Origin of the sequence: Pseudoalteromonas sp. SG45-2 (assembly GCF_014164115.1) — a bacterium.
GTDB classification, from domain to species: Bacteria; Pseudomonadota; Gammaproteobacteria; order Enterobacterales; family Alteromonadaceae; genus Pseudoalteromonas; species Pseudoalteromonas distincta.
Window position 1 is genome coordinate 138,275 of record NZ_JACJEO010000007.1, and the last position, 25,459, is coordinate 163,733.

23 protein-coding genes are annotated in these 25,459 nt (G+C 39.4%); 8 read left to right on the top strand and 15 right to left on the bottom strand.

What is annotated here, in order from left to right; genetic code table 11:
* Nucleotides 1-6 precede the first annotated feature (6 nt).
* The 3 genes from H5116_RS06905 (at nt 7) to H5116_RS06915 (ending at nt 3,931) form a co-directional block, all read left to right on the top strand.
* The gene (locus H5116_RS06905; RefSeq protein ID WP_182715816.1) at nt 7-1,215 is read left to right on the top strand and encodes an ABC transporter permease; all 1,209 of its coding nucleotides are present in this window, start codon (nt 7-9) and stop codon (nt 1,213-1,215) included.
* A 71-nt stretch (nt 1,216-1,286) separates the two neighbouring features.
* Nucleotides 1,287-2,618 (top strand): sigma-54 dependent transcriptional regulator, encoded by a 1,332-nt coding sequence (locus H5116_RS06910; RefSeq protein WP_182715817.1) that lies wholly within the window; start codon nt 1,287-1,289, stop codon nt 2,616-2,618.
* Nucleotides 2,618-3,931, top strand: a complete 1,314-nt coding sequence (locus tag H5116_RS06915; RefSeq protein ID WP_182715818.1) for a PAS domain-containing sensor histidine kinase — start codon at nt 2,618-2,620, stop codon at nt 3,929-3,931. The genes H5116_RS06910 and H5116_RS06915 overlap by 1 nt, the downstream gene beginning before the upstream one ends.
* An 89-nt stretch (nt 3,932-4,020) precedes the next feature.
* On the opposite strand, the gene H5116_RS06920 is transcribed toward H5116_RS06915, so the two are convergent.
* On the bottom strand, nt 4,021-4,359 hold the full coding sequence (locus H5116_RS06920) for a Grx4 family monothiol glutaredoxin (RefSeq protein ID WP_004335359.1): 339 nt from the start codon (nt 4,357-4,359) through the stop codon (nt 4,021-4,023).
* Nucleotides 4,360-4,625: 266 nt separating this feature from the next.
* Between H5116_RS06920 and H5116_RS06925 the strand changes: the two genes are divergently transcribed.
* The 4 genes from H5116_RS06925 (at nt 4,626) to H5116_RS06940 (ending at nt 10,189) form a co-directional block, all read left to right on the top strand.
* Entirely contained in the window at nt 4,626-5,207 is a 582-nt protein-coding gene (locus tag H5116_RS06925) for a superoxide dismutase (RefSeq protein ID WP_182715819.1), read from the top strand.
* 210 nt (nt 5,208-5,417) lie between these two features.
* The gene (locus H5116_RS06930; RefSeq protein ID WP_138489317.1) at nt 5,418-7,340 is read left to right on the top strand and encodes a PrkA family serine protein kinase; all 1,923 of its coding nucleotides are present in this window, start codon (nt 5,418-5,420) and stop codon (nt 7,338-7,340) included.
* 31 nt (nt 7,341-7,371) lie between these two features.
* Nucleotides 7,372-8,655 (top strand): YeaH/YhbH family protein, encoded by a 1,284-nt coding sequence (locus H5116_RS06935; RefSeq protein WP_182715820.1) that lies wholly within the window; start codon nt 7,372-7,374, stop codon nt 8,653-8,655.
* A 19-nt stretch (nt 8,656-8,674) separates the two neighbouring features.
* Nucleotides 8,675-10,189 (top strand): SpoVR family protein, encoded by a 1,515-nt coding sequence (locus tag H5116_RS06940; RefSeq protein ID WP_182715821.1) that lies wholly within the window; start codon nt 8,675-8,677, stop codon nt 10,187-10,189.
* A 100-nt stretch (nt 10,190-10,289) separates the two neighbouring features.
* Here the strand turns inward: H5116_RS06940 and H5116_RS06945 are convergent, their stop codons facing one another.
* The gene (locus H5116_RS06945) at nt 10,290-11,261 is read right to left on the bottom strand and encodes a diguanylate cyclase (protein WP_182715822.1); all 972 of its coding nucleotides are present in this window, start codon (nt 11,259-11,261) and stop codon (nt 10,290-10,292) included.
* Nucleotides 11,262-11,264: 3 nt separating this feature from the next.
* Complete coding sequence (locus tag H5116_RS06950; protein WP_024590825.1) at nt 11,265-12,269, bottom strand: response regulator; 1,005 nt, start codon at nt 12,267-12,269, stop codon at nt 11,265-11,267.
* A gap of 233 nt (nt 12,270-12,502) precedes the next feature.
* Here H5116_RS06950 and tpx point away from each other — a divergent pair, with 233 nt between their 5' ends.
* The gene (gene tpx / locus H5116_RS06955) at nt 12,503-13,084 is read left to right on the top strand and encodes a thiol peroxidase (protein ID WP_002962322.1); all 582 of its coding nucleotides are present in this window, start codon (nt 12,503-12,505) and stop codon (nt 13,082-13,084) included.
* Nucleotides 13,085-13,172: 88 nt separating this feature from the next.
* Here the strand turns inward: tpx and adk are convergent, their stop codons facing one another.
* The 12 genes from adk to H5116_RS07010 all read right to left on the bottom strand — a co-directional run bounded on the left by adk (nt 13,173) and on the right by H5116_RS07010 (nt 25,371).
* Nucleotides 13,173-13,817 (bottom strand): adenylate kinase, encoded by a 645-nt coding sequence (gene adk, locus H5116_RS06960; RefSeq protein WP_002962321.1) that lies wholly within the window; start codon nt 13,815-13,817, stop codon nt 13,173-13,175.
* Nucleotides 13,818-14,008: 191 nt separating this feature from the next.
* The gene (gene htpG, locus H5116_RS06965) at nt 14,009-15,922 is read right to left on the bottom strand and encodes a molecular chaperone HtpG (protein WP_024596357.1); all 1,914 of its coding nucleotides are present in this window, start codon (nt 15,920-15,922) and stop codon (nt 14,009-14,011) included.
* Between the two features lie 118 nt (nt 15,923-16,040).
* Entirely contained in the window at nt 16,041-16,778 is a 738-nt protein-coding gene (locus H5116_RS06970; RefSeq protein WP_182715823.1) for an RluA family pseudouridine synthase, read from the bottom strand.
* A gap of 4 nt (nt 16,779-16,782) precedes the next feature.
* Nucleotides 16,783-18,684, bottom strand: a complete 1,902-nt coding sequence (locus tag H5116_RS06975) for an MFS transporter (RefSeq protein ID WP_182715824.1) — start codon at nt 18,682-18,684, stop codon at nt 16,783-16,785.
* A 133-nt stretch (nt 18,685-18,817) separates the two neighbouring features.
* Nucleotides 18,818-19,426: a recombination mediator RecR gene (gene recR, locus H5116_RS06980; protein ID WP_002962308.1), complete on the bottom strand. Its 609-nt coding sequence runs from the start codon at nt 19,424-19,426 to the stop codon at nt 18,818-18,820.
* A 7-nt stretch (nt 19,427-19,433) separates the two neighbouring features.
* Nucleotides 19,434-19,760 carry a YbaB/EbfC family nucleoid-associated protein gene (locus tag H5116_RS06985; RefSeq protein ID WP_182715825.1) on the bottom strand — a complete coding sequence of 109 codons (327 nt, stop codon included), beginning with the start codon at nt 19,758-19,760 and terminating at the stop codon, nt 19,434-19,436.
* Between the two features lie 60 nt (nt 19,761-19,820).
* A complete protein-coding gene (gene dnaX / locus H5116_RS06990) occupies nt 19,821-22,346 on the bottom strand; it encodes a DNA polymerase III subunit gamma/tau (RefSeq protein WP_182715826.1) in 2,526 nt (841 codons plus the stop codon).
* Nucleotides 22,347-22,349: 3 nt separating this feature from the next.
* Entirely contained in the window at nt 22,350-22,895 is a 546-nt protein-coding gene (gene apt, locus H5116_RS06995) for an adenine phosphoribosyltransferase (protein ID WP_002962303.1), read from the bottom strand.
* A gap of 171 nt (nt 22,896-23,066) precedes the next feature.
* On the bottom strand, nt 23,067-23,189 hold the full coding sequence (locus H5116_RS20315; protein WP_002962301.1) for a hypothetical protein: 123 nt from the start codon (nt 23,187-23,189) through the stop codon (nt 23,067-23,069).
* 72 nt (nt 23,190-23,261) lie between these two features.
* Complete coding sequence (locus H5116_RS07000) at nt 23,262-24,014, bottom strand: DUF2063 domain-containing protein (RefSeq protein ID WP_182715827.1); 753 nt, start codon at nt 24,012-24,014, stop codon at nt 23,262-23,264.
* A 36-nt stretch (nt 24,015-24,050) separates the two neighbouring features.
* Nucleotides 24,051-24,908 carry a DUF692 domain-containing protein gene (locus tag H5116_RS07005; protein ID WP_024596352.1) on the bottom strand — a complete coding sequence of 286 codons (858 nt, stop codon included), beginning with the start codon at nt 24,906-24,908 and terminating at the stop codon, nt 24,051-24,053.
* Between the two features lie 67 nt (nt 24,909-24,975).
* Complete coding sequence (locus tag H5116_RS07010) at nt 24,976-25,371, bottom strand: hypothetical protein (protein ID WP_182715259.1); 396 nt, start codon at nt 25,369-25,371, stop codon at nt 24,976-24,978.
* Between the last annotated feature and the right edge of the window lie 88 nt (nt 25,372-25,459).

The window sequence follows — 25,459 nt, forward strand, 5'->3', positions numbered from 1 at the left end:
GTCACAATGTTAGAAATAAAACCTATATTTAACGCCTTATGCCGCTCAAAGGTGGGCGCTGTATTACTACTAATTCAAATTGCAATTACTACAGCTATAGTTAGTAATGCTGCGTTTATTATTCAAGATAGAATTAGCTATTTAAACCAAGAAACGGGCTACCCTGAGCAAGATATATTTAAGTTTAATGTAATGACCTTTGGTACTGATATTAACTTAAGCCAGCAGTTTGAGCTTGATGAAAGCATGCTTAGAAAAATGCCAGGCGTGGTCGATGCCGCATTAAGCAGTAGTATTCCACTATCAGGGAGTGGCAGCGCTTCGAGCTTTAATTTAAAACCTGCTCCACAAGAAGGCCTAAGTGTCAGGACCGCTTATTTTTTTATAGATGACCACGCAATTAATACCTACGGCGTTAACTTAATTGCAGGGCGAAACTTTACCGAAGATGAAGTGCTCGTTACAAACGAAATTACACAAAAGCGCACCAACGTCACTATAGTCACTAAAGCCCTACTTGATGAGCTCTATCCTGAGGGAGATGGTTTAGGGGAGATAGTTTATTTTGGCGACCTACCACTTAAAATTATTGGCGTGATCGGAAACATGAAAGGCCCGTGGCTCAAAGACAGTAAACCCGATAATCTTGCGTTAATTCCTTATATTAAAGCAGCAAGTTATGCACAAGTTGCCGTTCGTACTAAGCCTGGTCAGCGAGCAGCTGTAATGAAAGAAATAGAAAATGCCATGCTCGAAAATTACAGCAAACGCGTTATTAACAACATTAAAGGGCTTGATGAATTAAAAAATGAGTATACCGCTCAAGATCGCCTTATGATGCGCATGCTCATAGTATTAATCACTATTTTAGTGCTTATAACCGCTCTCGGTATTTTTGGCTTAACCTTATTTAATATTAGCAAACGTACTAAGCAAATTGGTACACGCAGAGCACTTGGCGCAAGAAAGTCAGCTATTGTTAGCTACTTTTTAGTAGAAAATGCATTAATTTGTAGCCTAGGTTTAGCCTTAGGTGTAGTAACAGCAATACTACTTGGGAAAATGTTAATGCAGTATTTTTCTGTAGCCGCACTACCGCCAAGTTATATAGCCGTTACCGCCATTGCCGTATTTTTAATGAGTTTACTTGCAGTATTAGCGCCGGCTAAACGCGCTGCCAATATTTCGCCCAGTATCGCAACTCGCACTATTTAATAATATGTAAATCACTATGCTACACTGCTTAGTAAGGCAGTGTAGCCATTAAAAAATTATAAAAATAACCTATGACTCATAAAATACTCATTGTTGATGATAACCAAGCAGTACTCGACGCACTTTCATTGTTGCTCGAGATCCACGATTTTTCGGTAGTCACTGCAACAAATCCATTTGATGCTTTGCAAATAGTTCGCTATCAGCGAATTGAGCTTGTAATTCAAGACATGAACTTTACCAGCGACACCACCTCTGGCGAAGAAGGTAAAGCGTTGTTTTATGAACTACGAGAAATAAACCCACACCTACCTATTATACTTATTACAGCCTGGACCGAACTTGCCACCGCCATTGAGCTTGTAAAAGCAGGTGCTGCTGATTACTTACCAAAACCCTGGGATGATGCAAAACTACTAGTTTGTATCAGTAATTTAATAGAGCTAGGCAGTGCTAAAAAAATAATGGCGACGCATAATCGCCATCAACAAGAACGTGAAGGTACATTTAAAAATGCAGACCTTGCTGGGCTAATATTTAAAAGTACTGCGATGGAACGACTGGTTACTATGGCGCTTCAAGTGGCTAAATCTGATATATCTGCATTAATTACAGGCCCTAATGGGAGTGGCAAAGAGTGTATTGCGCATATTATTCAAAAAAACTCCCCGCTTGTATCGCAGCCTTTTATTAAGGTAAACGCCGGTGCACTACCGCAAGAACTTATAGAGGCCGAGCTTTTTGGCGCTGAAGCCGGTGCATATACGGGGATAACCAAACAACGTATTGGTCGATTTGAAGCAGCTGATGGCGGTACGTTATTTTTAGATGAAATTGGTAATTTACCACTTTCAGGACAAATAAAATTACTACGCGTACTACAAACCGGCGAGTTTGAACGTTTAGGCTCAACACAAACACGAAAGGTAAATGTGCGGGTTATATCGGCCACTAACGAAAACTTACTACAAGCAATTGAGCAAGGTCGATTTAGGGAAGACTTATATTATCGTCTTAATGTAATTGAGCTCAATGTGCCTGCCCTAAGTGAAAGACAAGATGATGTTTTAGCACTTATTAGCTATTTTTTACCTCACCGAGAGCTGACTATAAACACAGAGCAAGCACTTCAACACTACAAATGGCCGGGTAACGTTCGAGAGCTAGAAAACGCTTGTAAGCGTGTAGCGGTACTAAAACCTACAGGTGCGCTTACAGTCGATGACTTTGCACTATCGTCACCGGTTACTGCTCAACAAGAAGCAAAAGCAGAGCCTACCAAACAGGAAATAGAACACGCAATGCGCGCTCATCAAGGTGTTATAGCCAAAGTGGCCCGTGAATTTGGTTTAAGCCGACAAGCTCTTTATCGTCGATTACAAAAAATGGGTATTGATTATTAATGCCAAACATTATTAGCAACTTTACCCTAAGCCAAAAGGTTGTATTAATTTGCGGGCTTTGTAGCGCGCTGCCTGTTGTTATTATTGCCGCGCTAAGTGGCTTTGATATTTACTACACTCTGTTTTTAATATTACTAACGCTTACATTTAGCACTCTGCTTTCAAGAGCTCTCACCAAGCCAATAAAGCTTGGCATGCAATCGCTTGAAACCGGATTACTTAATTTTAAAGATGGTGAGCTCTCCAGTTTGCTTGCGTATAAAAGTAATGATGAACTTGGAAAACTATGCCAACTTTATAATCAAACCGCTAAACAGCTTCGCCAAGAAAAACAATGGATTTACCAGCGCGAGTTAATGCTTGATAAAGTATTGCAAAGCTCGCCGCAAGCGCTACTGCTGGTCAATGATAATAATACGGTGGTATTTAGTAATTTAATTAGCCGTAGTTTATTTAATAGCGCAACTCGCCTTGAAGGTATGAAACTAAGTAAGTTACTCGAAAATTCCCCTCTGCAATTAATAGCAGCTATAGAGCACGGTGTTGATGGCCTCTTTAATATAGAAATAGAGAATCAAGACTCGCAAACTTGGCATTTAGCCACCGGGGAGTTTTTACTCAATAACCAAAAGCATCATTTATATATATTTAAACAATTAACCCGTGAGCTTAGTCGCCAAGAAGTTGCCGTGTGGAAAAAGGTAATACGCATTATCAGCCACGAATTAAATAATTCACTCGGCCCAATGTCGTCCATGTTACACAGCGCACAATTGCTCGCAAATAAAGTTGATGAGCCTCGTCTTGCCCGTGTATTTGCAACTATTGATGAGCGAATTAGTCATTTAACTGAATTTGTACAAGGCTATGGCAAGTTTGCTAAATTACCTCTGCCACAAAAAACACGGATTAACTGGCAAAACACACTCAATAATTTAAAAAATCATTGGCAATTTAGCTACGAAATAAAAAATTCACACAATGAATTACAAGCTGATCAAGCTCAACTCGAGCAGCTGCTGATAAACCTATTAAAAAATTCACACGAGTCAGGCTCCAACGCCAATGAAATACATATTCAGGTCGAGTTTGTACCCCAAGCATGTGTTATAAATGTAAGCGACTGCGGCAAAGGAATGAGCGAGCAAGTAATGGCAAATGCTTTAGTGCCCTTTTATTCAACAAAAAGTACGGGGAGTGGTTTAGGGCTAGCTTTATGCAGAGAAATAGCAGAAGCGCATCAAGGGCATATAAGTTTACATAACAAAATAGAGGGCGGCTTAAACGTACAAGTGAGCCTTCCTTATTCATAAATTTACACAAATTAAAAACAACAAAGCCACTTAAAAAGTGGCTTTGTGTTTAAAGAGCTTAATAACCTGAGTTCAGGTTGAGTAATAAATTACTCTGCGTCAGCTTCTTTATATTTAGCAGCAGTTTCAGTAATTAACGGCTGTAATTCACCGCGTTGAAACATTTCGATAATAATGTCACAACCACCAACTAATTCGCCATCTACCCAAAGTTGTGGGAATGTTGGCCAATTTGCGTATGCTGGAAGCTCAGCACGAATGTCTGGATTAAGTAAAATATCAACGTATGCAAATGGTTCACCACATGACATTAACGCTTGCGATGCTTGTGAAGAAAAACCACAATTTGGTAATTTTGGTGACCCTTTCATGAAAAGGATTATTGGATTTTCTGAAATTTGCTGTTTAATTTTATCAATGGTTTCCATCTACAACCTCAAAGTAACGATAGCTAAATATATTTAGGTCTTGAAAATAACTCATCGTGACCACAAATATATAACTTAAAATGGGCAAATAAAGCCGCAATTGAAATAGTCTTTCGCAATAGCATTGCTGTTTGCTTAAACTTGAGTAAAATACTCAACAATTATAGTAACACTATATTACCGCTTGGTATAGGTAACTGCTCTGTTTCAACAGGCATTACGTATTACCAAATGGACTATCAACCAAAGAAGATGGAGATAAAAAAATGGCATTTGAACTACCGTCACTACCATATGCAATCGACGCACTTGAGCCACATATTTCAAAAGAAACGCTAGAGTTTCACCATGGCAAACACCACAACACATACGTGGTTAAGCTTAATGGTTTAATCCCTGGTACTGAGTTTGAAAACAAATCTCTAGAAGAGATCGTATGTTCATCAGAAGGCGGCGTATTTAACAACGCAGCACAAATCTGGAACCATACTTTTTACTGGAACAGCTTATCTCCAAACGGCGGCGGCGAGCCTACTGGCGCAGTTGCTGATGCAATCAACGCTAAATGGGGTTCTTTTGATGCGTTTAAAGATGTATTAAATGACAAAGCAGTAAATAACTTTGGTTCAAGCTGGACGTGGTTAGTTAAGCTTGCTGATGGTTCACTAGACATCGTTAATACATCTAACGCTGCTACACCATTAACTGATGATGGCGTTACTCCAATCCTTACAGTGGATTTATGGGAACACGCTTACTACATCGATTACCGTAACGTTCGTCCAGATTACCTTAAAGGTTTTTGGTCGCTTGTTAACTGGGAATTCGCGAACGCTAACTTCGCTTAATTAGCCTTTAAACGCTAATGTAAAAAAGACGCTTAGGCGTCTTTTTTTGTTTGTTGTTTATCACACCTAAGCGCCTCATCATCTAATAAAACACTTTTAGTAACATGATCTTTTTTCACTTAAATTTTTAATTTTATTGCACAAAAATACACATTCGTGACTAGACTTTAAAAGGTAAGCACCTTTTTACAGCGGGTTTCGGAGGTTATTATGACGATTTTTGAGCATTACCAAGCACGATACGAAGCGGCACAGGAAGAAGAATACAGTATCGCTGAATTTCTTGAGATTTGTAAAACCGATAAGTCTGCCTACGCCAGCGCACCAGAACGCCTACTCATGGCAATTGGCGAACCACACATGGTAGATACCGCAACGGATGCACGACTAAGTCGATTATTTTCAAATAGAGTAGTTGCGCGCTACCCTGCCTTTGCTGATTTTTATGGTATGGAAGACGCCATTGAGCAAATAGTCTCTTATTTAAAACATGCGGCTCAGGGGCTAGAAGAATGCAAACAAGTGCTTTATTTACTTGGACCTGTTGGTGGGGGTAAATCATCCATTGCTGAAAAACTAAAGTATTTAATGCAACAAGTGCCTATTTATTCAATTAAAGGGTCTCCTGTAAACGATCACCCCCTCTGCTTGTTTGATCCTATCGAAGATGCAGACGTACTCAGCAAAGAATACGGTATTAAACCGCGCTACTTAAAAACCATTATGTCGCCTTGGGCTGGCAAACGCTTAAAAGAGTTCAATGGTGATATAAGCCAGTTTAGAGTGGTTAAACGCTACCCTTCTATTTTAAACCAAATAGGCATTGCCAAAACCGAACCAGGAGATGAAAACAACCAAGATATTTCAGCACTGGTTGGTAAGGTCGATATTCGCCAGCTTGAGCACTTTGCCCAAAACGATCCTGATGCATACGCCTACTCTGGCTCTTTATGTTTAGCTAACCAAGGGCTGATGGAATTTGTAGAAATGTTTAAAGCGCCTATTAAAGTGCTGCATCCTTTACTTACCGCAACCCAAGAAGGTAACTATAACGGCACAGAAGGCATTAGTGCCCTGCCCTTTAATGGCATGATCCTCGCTCACTCGAATGAGTCTGAGTGGCAAACCTTTAAAAACAATAAAAACAACGAAGCATTTTTAGACCGTGTTTATATTGTAAAAGTCCCTTATTGCTTACGTGTAACTGAAGAAATTAAAATTTACGACAAATTACTTGAGCACAGCGAGCTATACAACGCGCCATGTGCACCGGGTACACTTAAAACATTGGCGCAATTTACGACGCTATCACGTTTAAAAGAGCCAGAAAATTCAAGTATCTATTCTAAAATGCGGGTATACGATGGCGAGACCCTAAAAGACACCGACCCTAAAGCAAAATCGTATCAAGAGTATCGTGATTACGCAGGTGTTGATGAAGGTATGACGGGGCTCTCTACCCGCTTTGCGTTTAAAATTTTGTCCCGAGTGTTTAACTTTGATACCACTGAGGTTGCTGCAAATCCGGTGCATTTGTTCTATGTGCTTGAGCAACAGATAGAGCGCGAGCAATTTTCAAGTGAAATAGAAGAGCGTTATTTAAGCTTTTTAAAAGGCTATTTAATTCCACAATATGTCGAGTTTATAGGTAAAGAACTGCAAACCGCTTATCTAGAATCGTACTCAGAATACGGACAAAATATTTTTGACCGTTATGTTATTTATGCAGACTTTTGGATACAAGACCAAGAATATCGAGACCCCGATACAGGACAGCTATTTGACCGCGCAGCGCTAAACGCTGAACTTGAAAAAATAGAAAAGCCAGCGGGTATTTCTAATCCTAAAGATTTTCGTAATGAAATAGTGAACTTTGTACTGCGTGCCCGCGCACACAACAACGGTAAAAACCCACTATGGACAAGCTACGAAAAACTACGCACGGTGATTGAGAAAAAAATGTTCTCTAATACCGAAGATTTACTCCCTGTTATTTCGTTTAATACTAAAACGTCTGCAGAGGATCAGCAAAAGCACGAAGACTTTGTGAACCGTATGGTCGAAAAAGGCTATACACAAAAACAAGTTCGCTTGCTTTCTGAGTGGTATTTACGGGTTAGAAAATCGCAATAACCTTCATAGTCGTAGTATATAGGAGGTCAATATGGCGCATTTTATAGATAGGCGTTTAAACGGAAAAAATAAAAGTACGCTTAATCGCCAGCGCTTTATTAGGCGCTATAAAAAACAAATTAAAGAAGCGGTTTCAGATGCGATTAACAAACGCAGCGTTACTGATTCAAGCTCTGGTGAGAGTATTTCTATTCCACAACGCGATATCAGCGAACCTACATTTCATCAAGGGCAAGGCGGGAATAGAGAACAAATTCACCCTGGTAACGATCAGTTTTCTACAGGTGATAAAATTGAGCGCCCTAAAGGCGGACAAGGCGGTGGTGCCGGTGAAGGTGACGCCAGCGATTCGGGCGAGGGACAAGATGAGTTTGTATTTTCAATATCAAAAGATGAATACCTTGATTTACTGTTTGAAGATCTAGAACTTCCTAACTTACAAGAGAACCAGCTTGATAAGTTAGTACAAATGAAAACCCATCGCGCAGGTTTTTGTAGCGACGGCATGCCAAGTAATATTGACATTGTACGCTCTCTTCAAGGCTCGCTTGCACGGCGTGTTGCCATGAGTGCAGGTAAAAAACGCCGTTTAAAAGAGCTCGAAGAACAACTTGTTATGCTGCTTGCTGGTCCACATAACGATAAAGCGGCAATTGCTTTATTACAAAAAGAAATTGCAGCATTAAAAGTGCAAATTAAGTCGGTTCCGTTTATTGATAACTACGATTTACGTTTTCGTAATTACGAAAAGCGCCCTCACCCCACCAGCAAAGCCGTGATGTTTTGTATTATGGATGTGTCAGGCTCAATGGATCAGCCAACAAAAGACATGGCAAAGCGTTTTTATATTTTGCTCTATCAATTTTTAACGCGCAGTTATAAAGACATAGACGTTGTTTATATTCGCCACCACACACAAGCTAAAGAAGTAGACGAACAAGAGTTTTTTTACTCCCAAGAAACTGGCGGCACTATTGTTTCAAGCGCTCTTAAATTAATGAACGAAATAATAAAAGAGCGTTATCACGCAAATGAGTGGAATGTATACGCCGCACAAGCCTCTGATGGCGATAACTGGGCGGATGACACGCCGCAGTGTGGTGAAATATTACGTAATAAGCTCTTAAGCGCAGTACGCTATTTTGCTTATATTGAAATAACCACTCGTGCTCATCAAAGCCTATGGCGCGAATATGAATCTATAACACACAGCCATAATAATTTCGCCATACAGCATATTCAAAGCGTTGAAGATATTTACCCAATTTTTAGGGAGCTATTTAAAAAAGGTCGTCAACAGCAAAACTCTGCATAGCCTAAAGCGAGGTAGCATTATGAATGATAAACGAATGAGTGATGGCCCAGATTGGACCTTTGATTTATTAAATGAGTACCAAGGTGAAATTGCCCGTGTTGCAGCTCACTACAGGTTAGACACATACCCTAATCAAATTGAAGTGATAACCGCAGAGCAAATGATGGATGCTTATTCAAGCGTTGGTATGCCTATTGGCTACAGTCATTGGTCGTACGGTAAAAAGTTCATTCAAACAGAGCAAAATTATAAGCGCGGACAAATGGGTCTCGCTTACGAAATAGTGATAAATTCAGACCCTTGTATTGCGTACTTAATGGAAGAAAATACCCTACCTATGCAAGCACTTGTAATGGCGCATGCATGTTACGGACATAACTCATTTTTTAAAGGTAATTACTTATTTAAAACCTGGACCGATGCTGGCTCAATTATTGATTACTTGGTATTTGCTAAAAACTACATAAGCCGCTGTGAAGAAAAGCACGGTATTACACAAGTAGAAGCCCTGCTCGACTCATGTCATGCATTAATGAATTACGGAGTCGATCGCTACAAACGTCCACAACAAATATCGTTATTTGAAGAACAAAAACGCCAACAAGAGCGTGAAGACTACCTTCAATCGCAAGTAAACGAATTATGGCGGACTATTCCTGAGCAACAGCAAGAAACCAAAAAGAAAGTCCGCCATTTTCCTTCTGAACCTCAAGAAAATATTTTGTATTTTATTGAAAAAAATGCCCCATTACTCGATTCTTGGCAACGTGAAGTGATACGTATTGTTCGTAAAATTTCGCAATACTTTTACCCACAAAAGCAAACTCAAGTAATGAACGAAGGCTGGGCAACTTTTTGGCATTACACCATCCTTAATCACTTATATGATGAGGGAAAGCTCACCGACTCTTTCATGTTAGAGTTTTTACAAAGCCACACCAACGTAGTTTATCAGCCACCTTATAACAGTAAGTATTATTCAGGCATTAACCCATATGCTTTAGGCTTTAATATGATGGTTGATATTCGCAGAATATGTGAACACCCAACTGAAGAAGATAAACGCTGGTTTCCTGAATATGCAGGTAGTAACTGGCTAGATACACTGCATTTTGCAATGGAAAACTTTAAAGATGAAAGTTTTATTAGCCAGTTTTTATCGCCTAAGTTAATTCGTGATTTTAAATTATTTACTATTATTGACCATACTAATAATCCCCATCTAGAAATTGGCGCAATACATAACGACAACGGCTATAAGGCAGTGAGAGAAGCACTCTCAGCGCAGTACAATTTAAGTAATCATGAGCCTAACATTCAAGTGTATGATGTTGATATTAGAGGTGACCGTTCATTAACCCTACGCTATGTACCTCATAACAATATTCCTTTAGCAAACTCGCACGAGGAAGTGCTTAAGCATCTTTACAGATTATGGGGCTTTAAAGTAAAACTAGAGCAAGAGTCAAATTCTGGTGAGGTTTCAATGATTGGTCAATGCCCAATAGATGACTCTCGACACACAACACAATAATGAAGGGCAATACAATTTCCATACTGATTGGATTTGCTCAGCAGATTGTAAAAAAACACGGTATTATTTAACCCTAAATTCTGGATATAAAAAATGACGCTTAAGCGTCATTTTTTATATCTTCGTAGGCTATTACTTTATTTCGCCCTGTATTTTTAGACTGGTACAGTGCTTTATCTGCAGCCTCTATCCAGCGCTCATGATTTTTAAAATCATTACTGCTACCAGCCAGCCCTATACTTACCGTCATTGTTATTTCAAAGTGTTTATACTTAACAGGGTTACTTTCAATCAATACCCTTAAACGCTCAGCAAATACAAAAGCGCCTTCTTTATCTGTATCAAGCAATGTCACTGCAAACTCTTCACCGCCATAGCGCCCTGCAACATCAGTCTCGCGCAGCGTCGTACGTAGTAAGTTAGATAAGTGACGAAGCGATTCATCACCACAGCTATGACCATATTCATCATTTATTTTTTTAAAGTGATCAATATCAAACATTAATAATGTACTACAGCCACCACTTCGCTTAACTCTTAAAAACTCTTGGCGTAGCGTACCTTCCCAGTGTCCACGGTTTGCAAGCTGCGTTAAGCTATCTGTTTGACTTACTTGTTCTAATTTTTTATTTAACTCTTCAAGCTCTTTTTTATTTACCGCGACATCTGTTACATCATACAAAATAATACAAATGTGGCTAACTTCGCCCATCGTATTGGTAAGAGGGATGAATGTCGCATTTTGATACATGTAATCAGCTTTACCAGTAATAGGTCGATAATTTTTAAACCTAAAAATGTATGGCTGCTGCTCCCAAATCGTAAAAGAGCGGTTTTTTAAAACAAAAACCGACTCAGATTTACTTCTAAACCATTTTTCGTCTATTGCAGGAAATAAATCAAATAGATCTTTATCTTTTACTGCGCTTGGTAGAAGCCCTGAATGGTTTTCCATAAAACCATTCCATACACACACCTTATAATCCCTATCGAGTACCACAAGGCCTACATCAACGGTATTAAACATATCCATTAACCAATGGATCTCATTCATTTCTAAATCAGCGGCCATAACTTAATCTTCTAATAGGTAAGCAACTTTGTATTTCAAAGTTTTAAGTGAATCTTCAGTAAATAACAGCATGAGGTCGCAGTTTATATCATGGTTTTCAATACCGTAACTAATCTCTATTGCAAGGGTGCGTTGCCAACGTGACTTGTTTGATTTAACCAACTCAGATACATCTCTGTGTTGGCCAAGTACAATCGGGTGCCCTTGGCTAAATGACATATCGAGCTGTTTTGAAAGACCCGTTAAAATAGCGCCTATCAAAATATTACTAATATCCATAAGCAGCTCAAGTTCAACTTTATCGTTTAACTCGCCGTCATAGTTCATCAAAGAAGCTATTTCTTTAAAGCTTGAATCATTTAAAAGTAATAGCGCCTCGCCCGAAATACCACCGCCAATAAAGCCCTGGCACACACCCGATGTAGCTGCGTTATTATCTATAGACTGCAGCGCCATATCGAGTTCATTAACTTCCAAAATATTCACATTAGGAATTGGTAACTCTACAAATACATTAAGAAGACGTGCAAGTAAATCCCCAGCCTGCCCCATAGCAACGTTAGTTAGCTCTTGGTATATATCCCGAACATCAGGGTCGACTTGCTCTCCTAGCGAATGAGAGAGACGCTCACGCATGGCTTTATCTTTAATCCCATGGTGTTCAATTATGCTGGCTAGTTTTTCGGGAGAACATGGTTTTTGAATAAAATCGATAGCACCAAGCTCAAGCACTCTTTGGTGTGCACTTGGTTGTATATCACCAGAGACAACAACAGTGAGAATATTAAGCCCCTGTTCTTTCATAGCGATTAAAACTTCATAACCGTCCATTTCTGGCATGTTTAAATCGAGAAAAAGTATCTCTGGTTCAATTAACTTTATTTGCTTTATACAATCAACGCCGTCAAGTGCAAATTCAACTTTAATGTCCCAATCTTCAGGTAATGAGCGAGCTAGCTGACGCCTAGCTAATTTCGAGTCATCACATATTAATACCGATGTTGACATATTATCTCTCTGTTTCTAAACCAGTAATGAGCATTAAAATCATTTTATGATGGTTTTTATTTTTATTATTGAAGATATCTTTTGTAACTTCATGTTAATCAAAGTTTAGCATAGTTACAATTTTTATATTTCAGAGCTAATACCCACTCTATTAAGCAGGTTTAATCACTTGGTAACTAAAGCCCAGTATAATACACTGACGCCCATTGCGTTAATTTAAAAGGAAATACCTTATGTTACGTTCACTTGCCTTTGCTTTGAGTGCATTTTGTTCTGTGGCTATTGCAGCCGACTATCCAGAAAACACACTTGATGCAGGAAAAGTATCCGCACAAGGCAAACCAGTCACTTTATTAGGTCAAGGTATCTCAATTGGAGATAGTGCGCCAAACTTTAAAGTTGTTGATGACAACTTTATTCCAGTGACACTTGAGGATTATAAAGGCCAAGCTGTATTAATAAGTGTAGTACCCAGCCTAGATACCGGCATTTGTAGCCTGCAAACTAAGCACTTTAATGAAAAAGTAGCCTCACAATTCCCAAGTGTAGTTATGCTAACAATTAGTGCTGATTTACCATTTGCTCAAAAGCGTTTTTGCAAAGCTGAAAATATCGATAAAATCACTACGTTATCAGATTCTGTTTGGCGTGATTTTGGTCAGAAATACGGATTGATTATTAAAGATATGGGCTTACTAACGCGAACAGTCTTTATTTTAGATGAAAGCCATAACGTCATTTATAAACAGTTAGTTAGTAGCCTTTCAACTGAACCAGAATACAACAGCGTAATTGAGAAACTTAAAACATTGTAAAGTCCATTAAGTAGCACTAATTAAGCAATGCTAAATAGCCTTAAAACAAAAAACCGCCAATTGGCGGTTTTTTAATGTGCTTTTATAATTAACCTAAAAGTTCACCAAGTTGTTGGCTAACAGTTTCAACAGCTTGTGTACCATCTAGTTTATGGTATTGAGTATTACCAGCAGCCGCTTCTGCTTGATAGTAATCAACCAATGGCATAGTTTGCTCGTGGTAAATACCTAAACGTTTACGTACTGTTTCTTCAGTATCATCAGCGCGAACAATTAAGTCTTCGCCAGTTTCGTTGTCTTTACCTTCCACTTTTGGTGGATTATAAACAACGTGGTAAACACGACCAGAACCAGGATGAACGCGACGTCCGCCCATACGCTCAACAATGACTTCATCAGCCACGTCAAATTCAATAACGTGATCAACCACTACGCCATTTTCTTTCATTGCATCCGCTTGCGGGATTGTACGCGGGAAGCCATCAAGTAAAAAACCTTTCTCACAATCCGCTTTAGTAATACGCTCTTTAACTAAACCAATAATAATATCGTCAGAAATTAGTTGACCAGCATCCATTACTTTTTTTGCTTCTAGACCCAGTGGCGTGCCTTCTTTAATTGCCGCACGTAACATATCGCCAGTAGAAATTTGTGGAATACCGTATTTGTCCATTAAAAACTGAGCTTGAGTACCTTTACCTGCACCCGGCGCGCCCAAAAGAATAATGCGCATATTATTGTCCCCTAGTATGGATATTTATTTTAAAGCCTGAATTCTTCCACAAGCGCCGCCGATACTCAAGCAACTTATACTAATTGATGAGCCGTTGGGGTGTTTACAGGGCATTAAAAAAGGGAACACACGTTCCCTTTTATTTAAAGTACATAATTTATACTTTATTAACTGAGTAAATAGCTATTTGCTTATTTACTTAGTTCAAGCATCAATTTATTTAAGCGAGTAACAAATCCTGTTGGATCTTTAAGTGTACCGCGTTCTGCAAGTAGCGCTTGATCTAGTAAAACGTGTGACCACTGCGCAAACTTATCTTCATCTTGTTCGTCATTTAAGTGCTTAACAAGTTGATGCTCTGGGTTTAGCTCAAACACAGGTTTTGCTTCAGGGGCTGCTTGACCAACAGACTCCATTAGCTTTTGCATTTGTGAGCTCATGTCGTTGTCGTCGCTTACAACACATGCTGGAGAATCTGTTAAGCGGTGCGTAAAGCGCACTTCTTTAACGTCATCACCTAGTGCTGTTTTAATACGTTCAACAAGGCCAGCCATTTCTTTTTCAGACTCTTCTTGCGCTTTTTTAGTTTCTTCGTCGTCAAGCTTACCTAAATCTAAGTCACCACGTGTGATCGACTGTAGTTGCTTATCAGCAAATTCAGTTAGGTGACTCATCATCCACTCGTCAACACGGTCACTTAGTAGTAATACTTCAATGCCTTTTTTGCGGAAAATCTCTAAATGCGGTGAGTTTTTCGCAGCGGTGAATGTATCAGCTACTACGTAGTAAATTTTGTCTTGGCCTTCGTTCATGCGTTCAACATATTGCTCAAGCGACACATCTTGTGTTTGTGAATCAGTGTGTGTCGAAGAAAAACGAAGTAGCTTACAAATAGCTTCTTTATTGGCAGCATCTTCAGCTGGGCCTTCTTTCATTACTTGACCAAACTCATTCCAAAATACTTGGTAATCGTCAGCTTTGTTTTTAGCCATACGCTCAAGCATTTTAATAATACGCGATGTACACCCTTTACGAATAGCTTGCGTTACTTTGTTGTCTTGTAGAATTTCACGAGATACGTTCAGTGGTAAATCGTTTGAATCTAGTAAGCCTTTTACAAAGCGAAGGTAGCTTGGCATGAACTGCTCAGCATCATCCATTACAAACACACGTTGTACGTAAAGTTTTAAACCACTTTGACGTTCACGGTTCCATAAGTCGAAAGGTGCTTTTTTAGGAATATATAAAAGGCTAGTGTATTCAGTTTTACCTTCAACCTTATTATGTGCCCAGCTAAGTGGCTCTTCCCAATCATGGCTAACATGCTTGTAAAACTCTTTGTATTCATCATCAGAAAGCTCTGATTTATCGCGTGTCCACAATGCAGTCGCGCGGTTAATGCTTTCCCACTCACCTGGTACTGCTGGAATTTTTTCGCCGTCTTCGCCTTCAGATTCAGGCACTTCTGCTTTAAACATTTGTACTGGCGTTGAGATGTGATCAGAGTATTTAGTAACGATACTACGTAGGCGCCAGTCATCAGCAAATTCTTTTTCTTCATCGCGAAGATGTAAAATAATGTCGGTACCACGGCCTTCTTTTTCAATTTCTTGAAGTGTGTATTCGCCTTCACCTTGAGATTCCCACTCATAAGCGGTTGTTTCACCGGCTTTGCGTGTACGAACAGTGACTAAATCAGCAACAATAAATGCTGAGTAAAAACCAACACCGAATTGACCAATTAACTGTGAATCTTTACTTTGATCACCCGTTAAGTTTTTGAAAAACTCAGCAGTACCCGACTTTGCAATAGTACCTAATGAGCTAATGATTTCATCGCGCGTCATACCAATACCATTATCTGAAATGGTAATTGTATTTGCTTCTTTATCTGCACTAATACGAACACGTAAATCGGCATCACCTTGATAAAGGTCACCTTGAGATAATGCTAAAAAGCGTAACTTGTCTGCTGCGTCTGATGCATTTGACACAAGCTCACGTAAAAATATTTCTTTATTAGAATAAAGAGAATGAATCATTAAGTTTAATAATTGTTTTACTTCTGTTTGAAAGCCTAATGTTTCTTTTTGTGCTGCAGTCATTTATATATCTCCAATTTGCAAAGTGTCTGCGTTATGCACTTAATATGGGGTGAGGTGTTAGAACTTCAAGGGAAAAATTTAAAAAAGGTGAAACGAAAACAAAGAACCATTAATTTGTTTAAAACGAATGCGGACAATTAATATGAATCTTTTCACCTGTTGTTGGATGTTCAAAATATAAATCGCTGGCATGTAATTGTAACCGCCCTGCCATATATTCACTTTGCGCACTTTTATATAAATCACAGCCTAAAATTGGGTGCCCTATAAACTGGCTGTGTATTCGTAATTGATGGGTACGCCCAGTAATAGGTGTAAATTGCACTAAGGTTCTGCACGGCTGCCTGAGCCGCTTAAGTACTTTATATTCACTCAGCGCTGTTTTACCTGTCGATTGGCAAATTTTAACACGCGGAAAAAGCAGTTTATCTTTTGCAATTGGCGCAGTAATTTGCCCTTCATCAACAGCCAAGCATCCCTCTAACATGGCTACATAACGCTTTTGAATAGTACGCGCTTGAAATTGCTTATTAAGGTGCTTTGACGCAATCGCGTTTAACCCAACAATCATAATGCCCGATGTGCCCAAATCTAGCCGATGCGGTAACTTAGCCTCTGCAAATGCAGCTGTTAAGCCCTTTTGACCATTTACTAAGCGGTGATGCACTGAGTCCCAATTAAGCGGATTTTTACCTGATAAGCTTAATAGTCCACTGGGTTTATTGATCAGTAAAATATCGTCATCTTGATATAATATTTCAATAAACCCGTCGCACTTAGGGGCTACAAAATCATCAACTATAATGGGTTGTTCTGAGGGTGTTTGCGATGTTGAATTAGCCATTAAGTTAATCATTAAATTAGTCACTATCTTTTGAATGAAGCGCTTTTAAAGCCAATACTTTTTCACGTAAATCATCTGCTACTACTTTATCAGCAGCAATCGGGGCACCGACTGCAACCGACACCAAAGACCATTTTAATCGAGGCAATTGCCACTTAGCTTTACGACTAAACATGCTGCCCCATAAACCACCTAAGTGCACAGGAATAACGGGCACAGGTGAGCGCTCAATAATGCGCTCGATTCCACGGCGAAAAATATCCACTGAGCCGTCACTGGTTAGTTTTCCTTCAGGGAAAATACCAACAAGTTCGCCTTTATTAAGCGCAGCAGCTACTTCGTCAAAGGCTTTTTTAAACGCTTCTGGACTGGTTTTTTCACTGTTAATGGGAATAGCCTTAGCCATTTTAAATAACCAATGTAGGGCCGGCGAATAATAAATAGGGGCAAATACCATAAACCGGATAGGCCTTGGTGATGCGGCTAAAATAAACATCCAATCAACAAAGCTGACATGATTACACACGACAACCGCAGCGCCTGCATCAGGTATATTACTTTCACCTTTTGTACGCACTCTGTACATACAAATAGCTAAAATATATATAATAAATCGTAAAAAGAACTCTGGTACTTTGGTATAAATATAAACAGAGATAAGTAAGTTTAGCCCGGCAAGTAACAGTAGCAACTCTGAAATACTCCACTGAAAAACAGACAGCGTTACAATACTTAAAACAGCACTGCCCACCATAAACAGTGCATTTAATACATTGTTAGCCGCTATAACTCGTGAGCGACTCGACTCTTCAGTACGCTGTTGAATAAGCGCATACAGCGGTACAGTGTAAAAACCAGAGCCAATACCAATGCCTGCCATCCATACAAAGTGCCACACCATATCGCCTGTTTTTAATAGCTCCTGAAGCGTCAATAACTCAAGGTTTTGAGGTAAATAAGAGCTAATGGCTGGCTCTTGGCTCAGTAAGTATAAAAACAAGGTAATTAAGATCGCGCCAAAAGGCACAATTCCTAATTCTATTCGAGAGCGGGAAAGCTTTTCACACAGTAACGAACCAATAGCAATACTTAGTGAAAACACAACAAGCGCGCTAGTTACAACCAGTTCATCGCCGCCCATTGTGTGTTTTACATAATTTGGTAGGGACGTTAAAACGATGGCGCCAATTAACCAAAACCAACTGATCCCAAGTACTGATTTACCAACCGATTCTGTTTGCGAATTAAGTGCTGAAAATACGTTTTTTGTCGATGAAAATATATTATAGGTAAATTTTAAGTTAGGCTCGTTTGCTTCACTAGTGGGTATAAAGCGACTGCTCACATAACCCATCACGGCCAATACTAATACTGCAATACTTATAAGCGTAGGCCCTACTGATTGAGTAATATAATAAGTGCCAAAAATTGTACCCATTAGTATCGCCACAAACGTGCCTGATTCAACCAAACCATTCGCTTTTGTTAATTCATTCGGTGCTACGTGCTGCGGTAAAATAGAATATTTTAATGGACCAAAAAACGTACTTTGCACGCCCATTAAAAATACGGTGGCTAACATTAGCCACACATACTGAGTTAAAATAGAAACTGCCCCAACAACCATAATAGGGATTTCACATAGTTTTACGATTCTAATCAATTTTGATTTTTCTGTTTTTTCTGCAAGCTGCCCTGCCATCCCTGAAAATAAAAAGAACGGAAGAATAAATAACCCAGCAGCAATATTTGAATAAAGTGCGCCATCTGCAAGCGTTGCAGCCTGAAATATTAATAGAATAAGCACTGATTGCTTATACACGTTATCGTTTATCGCTGAGAAAAACTGCGTAATAAAAAGCGGTAAAAAACGCTTACTACCGAGTAATGCACCTTGATAGGGTTGGTTATCTTTCATTGTATTCCTTACTAATTAGAGACATAGCCCAAAAATAAATTAGATTGTTTTTAAGCTTACCTTAAAAACGAAAAAGCCTACATGATTTAATCATGTAGGCTTTGGTAATTTGTTTTCAAATAGTGACTTAGAGCTAGTCTTGAGTAACTAGGCGCCTGCCGCTAAAGGCATGCATAAGTGTTCTACCATCTACTAAATCAAGCTCACCTCCCACAGGAATACCATGGGCAATACGTGAAGCGCCTACTTTGTATTTATGACAAAGCTGAGCAATATAATGTGCGGTAGTATCGCCTTCAACCGTAGGGTTAGTCGCTAAAATAACCTCATTAATATCGCCTTGAGCAAGCTTTTGCTCTAAAACATCTAAGCCAATCTCTTTAGGACCAATACCGTCTATTGGCGATAAGTGACCCATTAATACAAAGTATAGACCTAAATACTGACCTGTTTGCTCGATGGCAAGTACGTCAGTAGGCGATTCAACAACACATAATATACCGCTGTCTTGGCGTTTTGTACTTAAACAAATATCGCACTGAGCTTGTTCGCAAAAAGTACGACAAGACTGACAGTGCCCTATGGCGGTCATTGCTTTAGTGAGTGCATTGCCCAGCTGAGTGCCTCCCTTTCGGTCGCGCTCAAGCAGGTGAAAAGCAATACGTTGCGCTGACTTTGGACCAATGCCCGGTTGACAGCGCAGTGCTTCTATAAGCTGATTTAAACTATCTGAAAGTTGCATTATTGACTTAAAACGGCATTTTCATACCTGGTGGTAATTGCATACCGCCAGTTACTTTACCCATACGCTCTTGTGTTTCTTCTGCAACACGGCGAACAGCATCGTTACATGCTGCTGCAAGTAAGTCTTCAATCATGTCTTTGTCTTCTTCCATCAAGCTTTCATCAAGCTGAACACGACGTACATTGTGGTTACCAAGCATAGTTACTTTAACTAAACCTGCACCGGCTTCACCAACAACTTCAAGAGTTGCGATTTCGTCTTGGGCTTTTTGCATGCGATCTTGCATTTGCTGCGCTTGCTTCATCATGTTGCCCATTCCACCTTTAAACATAACTTTCTCTCTTTCTTTTAATACATTAATTAACATGAACATAAGGGCGATTGTAAGTAATTACAATGCCTGAATACTGTTTTCGTCAATTTCGGCGCTAAATACTTGCTGAAATTGTACTATGTTTTCATCCGATGTGATCACATCGATTGCTTGTTGATGACGTCCTGCATCTATTTTTTGCTGAATAAGATAAGGAGAATCAATAACTCCCTTAGCAAAATTAATACTTAACGACACGTTATGCTCATAAATACTCGACAATGCGGCATCTAATCTTTGGCGAAGCATCGGTGTATCTAAATGCTTTTGTGATTCATCAACGTCTATATGTAAGCTGTTGCCTTGCTTGGTAAATATTGAATGCAACGCAAATTGGCGCATACGACCACCCAGTCCCATACGTTTAATTAAATAAGCCCATTCATCTTGTTGATGTGCAAATCTAATTTCACTAATTGGACTTTGAAAATCATCAGGCACGGGAATGCTAATTTCCTCGGGCGCTGCTTCAGGTACTTTTTGAGGGTTTATTTGCTCAAGTAGCTCTGGCGCTAGATTTTCGGTAATTGTTTGATGCTTTTCTTTAAAATCAACTTTTCGTGCTGGTTTTGTATTAGCGTGACCATGTGCCTGGCTTTCGCTCCCTGTTAGTGGGAGCTCATGCTTTTTTTCACTTGCATCTGCACTATCATTCACCCAAGGTGGGGGATCGCTAGGTGCTACGTTTGTAACGCTGTTGAGCTCGTTTGTATTTTCAGCGGTGCTATCTTGGTTAACACTTTGAGCTTTAGGCATTCTTTGCTGGTGTTCAGGCTTTTTAGCGGGCGCTTGGTTTGGCTGCGCTGCTACATTATTTGCAGAGGTGCTTGTACTCTTGCTTGATAACCTACCCGCACCGGATATGTTTCTGTCACGTAAAATACGAGCAATGGCAGATTGCGCCTGCGCTTCTTGTTCAGCTATTGGCGTACTTGCATTGTGATTTGTTAAGGGCTCTGGTGAAGACTCTGAGTTTGCAGTAGGTGCAGGTTTAAAACCCTGATCTACAGCGCTACTCATTATATCGTCAAATTGCGAGGCCAGCGTTTGTTCAGCATCACTATGGAGCATATAAGCTTCATCTTCACTTTGTCGCTGGGCTTGAGCATCTGAAACAACATTGGTTTGTGGTTGCTCTTTAGCTAAAGCCTGTTGCTTTGAAGCGTTTTCACTTTGTTGAACCGGTTGCTCTACTGCAACTTGGGCCGGCTCATTATTACTTTGCACGACTTCATTATTTGATGACTGAGCGGCTGCGTTAGCTGAAGGCTCTATCTCAACGGCTTTAGGCTGCTCTGCATTGCTAACTGGCTTAGTATTATTTACTGGAGTACTACTTTGGCCAGCGACGGTGTTTTGCGATGTTTTATTTTTATTTAATATATCTCGCAGTGCATTTGCGCGGCCTTGTTTATTTGGGGCCGGCTCTTCGTTTGCTGTGTGTACAGTTTGTTGCGCGTCTGTAGGCTTAAATGCTAATAATCTTAGCATAATCATTTCAAAACCTAAGCGAGGCTCTGGTGCCCATTGTAAATCTTTTTTACCATTTAACAGTAACTGATAATAAATTTGAATTTGTTGTGGGCTCGTATGTTGTGCAACATGAGCAATATAATCTACATTTTTTTCATCTAGCCCTGCCGCTTCAGGCACTAACTGGGCTAGTTGTGTTAAATGTGTAAGTGCAATTAAATCATCAAGCAATGCCACATAATTAGGATTACGACTTGCCACCTGCGCAATCTCATCCACTAGCGCAGCGCCATCTTGTGCAAGTAATGCTGCAAGCAAGCTTTGGCTATAATGAGTATCCATTAAACCAAGCATTGTTTGTACTGCTTGATTATTAATATCACCATTTGTTTGCGCAATAGCTTGGTCGGTTAAGCTAAGTGCATCACGCATACTGCCATCAGCGGCTTTTGAAATAATGCTAAGTGCATCGTTATCAAAGCTAAGCTGCTCTTGAGTAAGTACGTGTTCAAGCTGTGTTTTAATTTCACTTTGCGACAAGGCATTTAAGTTAAATTGTAGACAGCGAGATAAAATAGTAACTGGTAATTTTTGAGGATCGGTGGTCGCCAATAAAAATTTCACATGCTCTGGTGGCTCTTCAAGCGTTTTTAAAAGCGCGTTAAAGCTGTGCTTAGAAAGCATGTGAACTTCATCGATTAGGTATACTTTATAACGTCCACGCGTTGGTGCATATTGAACATTATCAAGTATTTCGCGAGTGTCTTCTACTTTTGTACGAGAAGCCGCATCTATTTCGAGTAGGTCAATGTAGCGCCCTGCTTCTATATCCAAACAGCTGCTACATTGTCCACACGGATTTGCAGATATACCTTCATCGCAATTTAGGCTTTTAGCAAAAATACGTGCAATGGTGGTTTTACCTACACCGCGGGTTCCAGTGAATAAATAAGCGTGATGCAGTCTATTTTGCGTAAGCGCATTTACAAGCGCTTGCTTAACATGAGACTGCCCAACCAATTCATGAAAGGTTTGAGGACGCCATTTTCTCGCTAGAACCTGATAACTCATCGATTACTCGCCTTCGAATTCAACCAATTTTAGGATTTTAATACCCATTTTTTTGATGCGCTGCTCGCCACCAAGTTCTGGTAGTGATACAACAAATGCTGCATCTGTGGCTTCGCCACCTAGTTTATTAACTAACTTAGCAGTGGCTTCAATTGTGCCACCAGTTGCTAATAAGTCATCAACTAGTAATACTTTGTCGCCAGGTACAATTGCATCTACATGCAGTTCTAGCGTGTCTTCACCGTACTCAAGTAAGTAATCTTGGCGAATAACTTCGCGTGGTAACTTACCTGGTTTACGTACTGGAATAAACGGAATGCCTAACGCGTAAGACAATGGCGCACCAAAAATAAAACCACGTGATTCTGTGCCTATGATTTTAGTAAAGCCCTGATCTTTATATTCTGCGATAAACGCGTCAATAGTTGCTTTAAAGGCTTCTGGATTTGCCATTAAAGTGGTTACATCGCGAAACATAATGCCCGCTTTTGGATAATCAGCAATTGTAGTTATGCTGTTTTTGATAATTGCTGGTGTTACTTGAGTCATAATTTTAACTGCTCAATTGTTTATATTACAAAGCAGGTGATTATAACCTTAACTAACCTTTAATTGCGAGTTTGGCGTTATTATATAAGAAGTATTAAATATGGAAGGGGTAATTAAAATAAAGTGGTTCAAGGCTGAAGTTAGCAACAGCCTTAATAAACGCTATACATTTTACGTTAAGCTAGTGATCCAGCCTAATATTGCATTTAAACAACCAATCCCTGCAAATACAGCTAAAAAAGCAAGAAAGTAAGTAGCGTTGAACGGATCTTTAAAGTCTTTATCATCTGACATTGGTACAACCTTTTATTAAGCACGGCAAATAAGGCTGCCATAATAGACGATGTAAAATCATCAATAAAGACCTTAGTCTTGATTTTTTGTCACAATTACTCCTCGTTCAACCATAGCATTAAGAGTAACCAGTGCACCTTGAGCAATTTGCTCTGCATTAAATTGTGGTGCATGAGCTAATACCTGTTGGCAGACGTTGTCAAATGTCGCGCCTTCGCTTGCCTCTATGATTGACAATAGCAAAGCTGTCATCACATTCGTAGCCAGAAATTGAACGTCATCATCTTCATCTCTATATACAACAAAATAATTAGGCTGAGGTGATGGCTCTTTTGGTTTAAAGCGATTGCTAATATTTTGAACCGGAAATTGATAACTTAAATTTCTTGCCGTTTTCGATAAATATAAAGCTGAACTAGTGAGCGCTGTTGTTTGTAATTTTTTCTCTTGCTCATCTTCGTGTGCAATGGATACATCTAGCTCTACCCATTCATAATGGGCAAGCTCAAACATAAACACGGGATCGTATTTTTTCATTTTATAATCACTTGATAAGTAATTAATAAACTCCCCTGCTATGTCTAAAAAGTACGGCGAATGACAATCATATTCGCTAAAAAACTGGCGTACGAGGGCTTGCCATTGCTTCTGGGTATATAACGTTTTTAATACCGGAAAACCTGATGATATAAAACCTTCAATGTTATTAAAAAATAGGTCGCGATAAATAGCCATACGCCTGTCTTCGATACCGCTGGGCTTTTTATTTTTTTGAGGCTCGCGAATATGCGCCATAAATTCGTTTTGTATTTCAATAAAGCTCATAACTAGGCACTCTTTTAATGTTGATAAAGGCTTATATTAAGCTCGTTGTTTTGAAACAGTTGAATCAAAGTGTTTAGCCTGTAGATCATGAATTATATCTAACTCTTTGGTTAAAACATTCATGGTAGGAATATTAAAATCGCGCTCAAGCAAGGTTGGAAATACGCCATGCACTTCGTATGCTTTATCGAGTAGCTCCCAAACAGGATCAATCACATCAGCGCCATGTGTATCAACAATTAAGTCATCAGCCTCATTATAATGGCCAGCAACATGCCCATAGGCTATACGATTAGAAGGTAACCCAGTTAAAAATGCTTGCGCGTTGTAGCCATGATTTATCGAATTAACATAAATGTTATTCACATCAAGTAAAAGTTTGCAGTCAGCTTGCTCTAAAATAATATTCGTAAATTCAAGTTCTGATAATTGCTGTCCAGGAGCGCCATAATAGGAAACATTTTCTATCGCAATTTGCTGCTCTAGTATGTCTTGAACTTGTTTAATACGAGGAACAACATGTGCTATAGCATCTTGTGTAAATGGAATGGGCATTAAGTCATACATATGCCCTGTACCGGAGCAGTAACTTAAGTGCTCACTAAAAATTTTTATATTGTGCTCTTCAAAAAACACTTTTAAAGACTTAACAAATTCAACATCAAGAGGTTCGGGAGAACCGATAGACAGTGATAATCCATGACACACAAAATTATTAGCATCGGTTAATGTTTTAAATTGCTTTTTAAAGCGTCCACCCAGTTTTAACCAGTTCTCTGGCGCAACTTCTAAAAAGTCTACTTGATTAGGCACATGCTCAAGCAGCTCATCAAGCATTTCTCGTCGTAGGCCAAGGCCCACCATCCCAAAATCTTTACTTTGAGTTTGTATCATAACTACCTCTAACTTAACAAAAAAGGGCCTTAGGGCCCTTTTAGCATAACTTATTTAGAATAAGATATTAACGGCCACCACATTTACCTTCGCCGCACTTACCTTCTTTTTTAGTTTTTTTAGCGTCGCCGCCACATTTACCTTCACCACATTTGCCTTCTGTTTTAGCTTTTGCGTCTTTTGCATCGCCGCCACACTTACCTTCGCCGCATTTACCTTCTTTTTTATCTTTTGCGTCGCCACCACATTTGCCTTCGCCGCATTTACCTTCTTTTTTATCTTTTGCGTCACCGCCACATTTGCCTTCACCGCACTTACCTTCTGCAGCATCTAATTGGTAACCTGTTACTAGTTGTTGAAACTCAAATGGGTTAGCTTGTACATCTGCAGATACAAAACTTGCAGAGCCAACTACTACTGCACCTAAAGTTAACGCGATTGTATTTTTTTTAACTGTATTCATTTTATGACTCTCTTTAATCAAGGGTTGTAAATCTCAGCAATAAAAATGTATTTTTAAATTGCTTGTATGCTTAAGTAGACCCGTACAA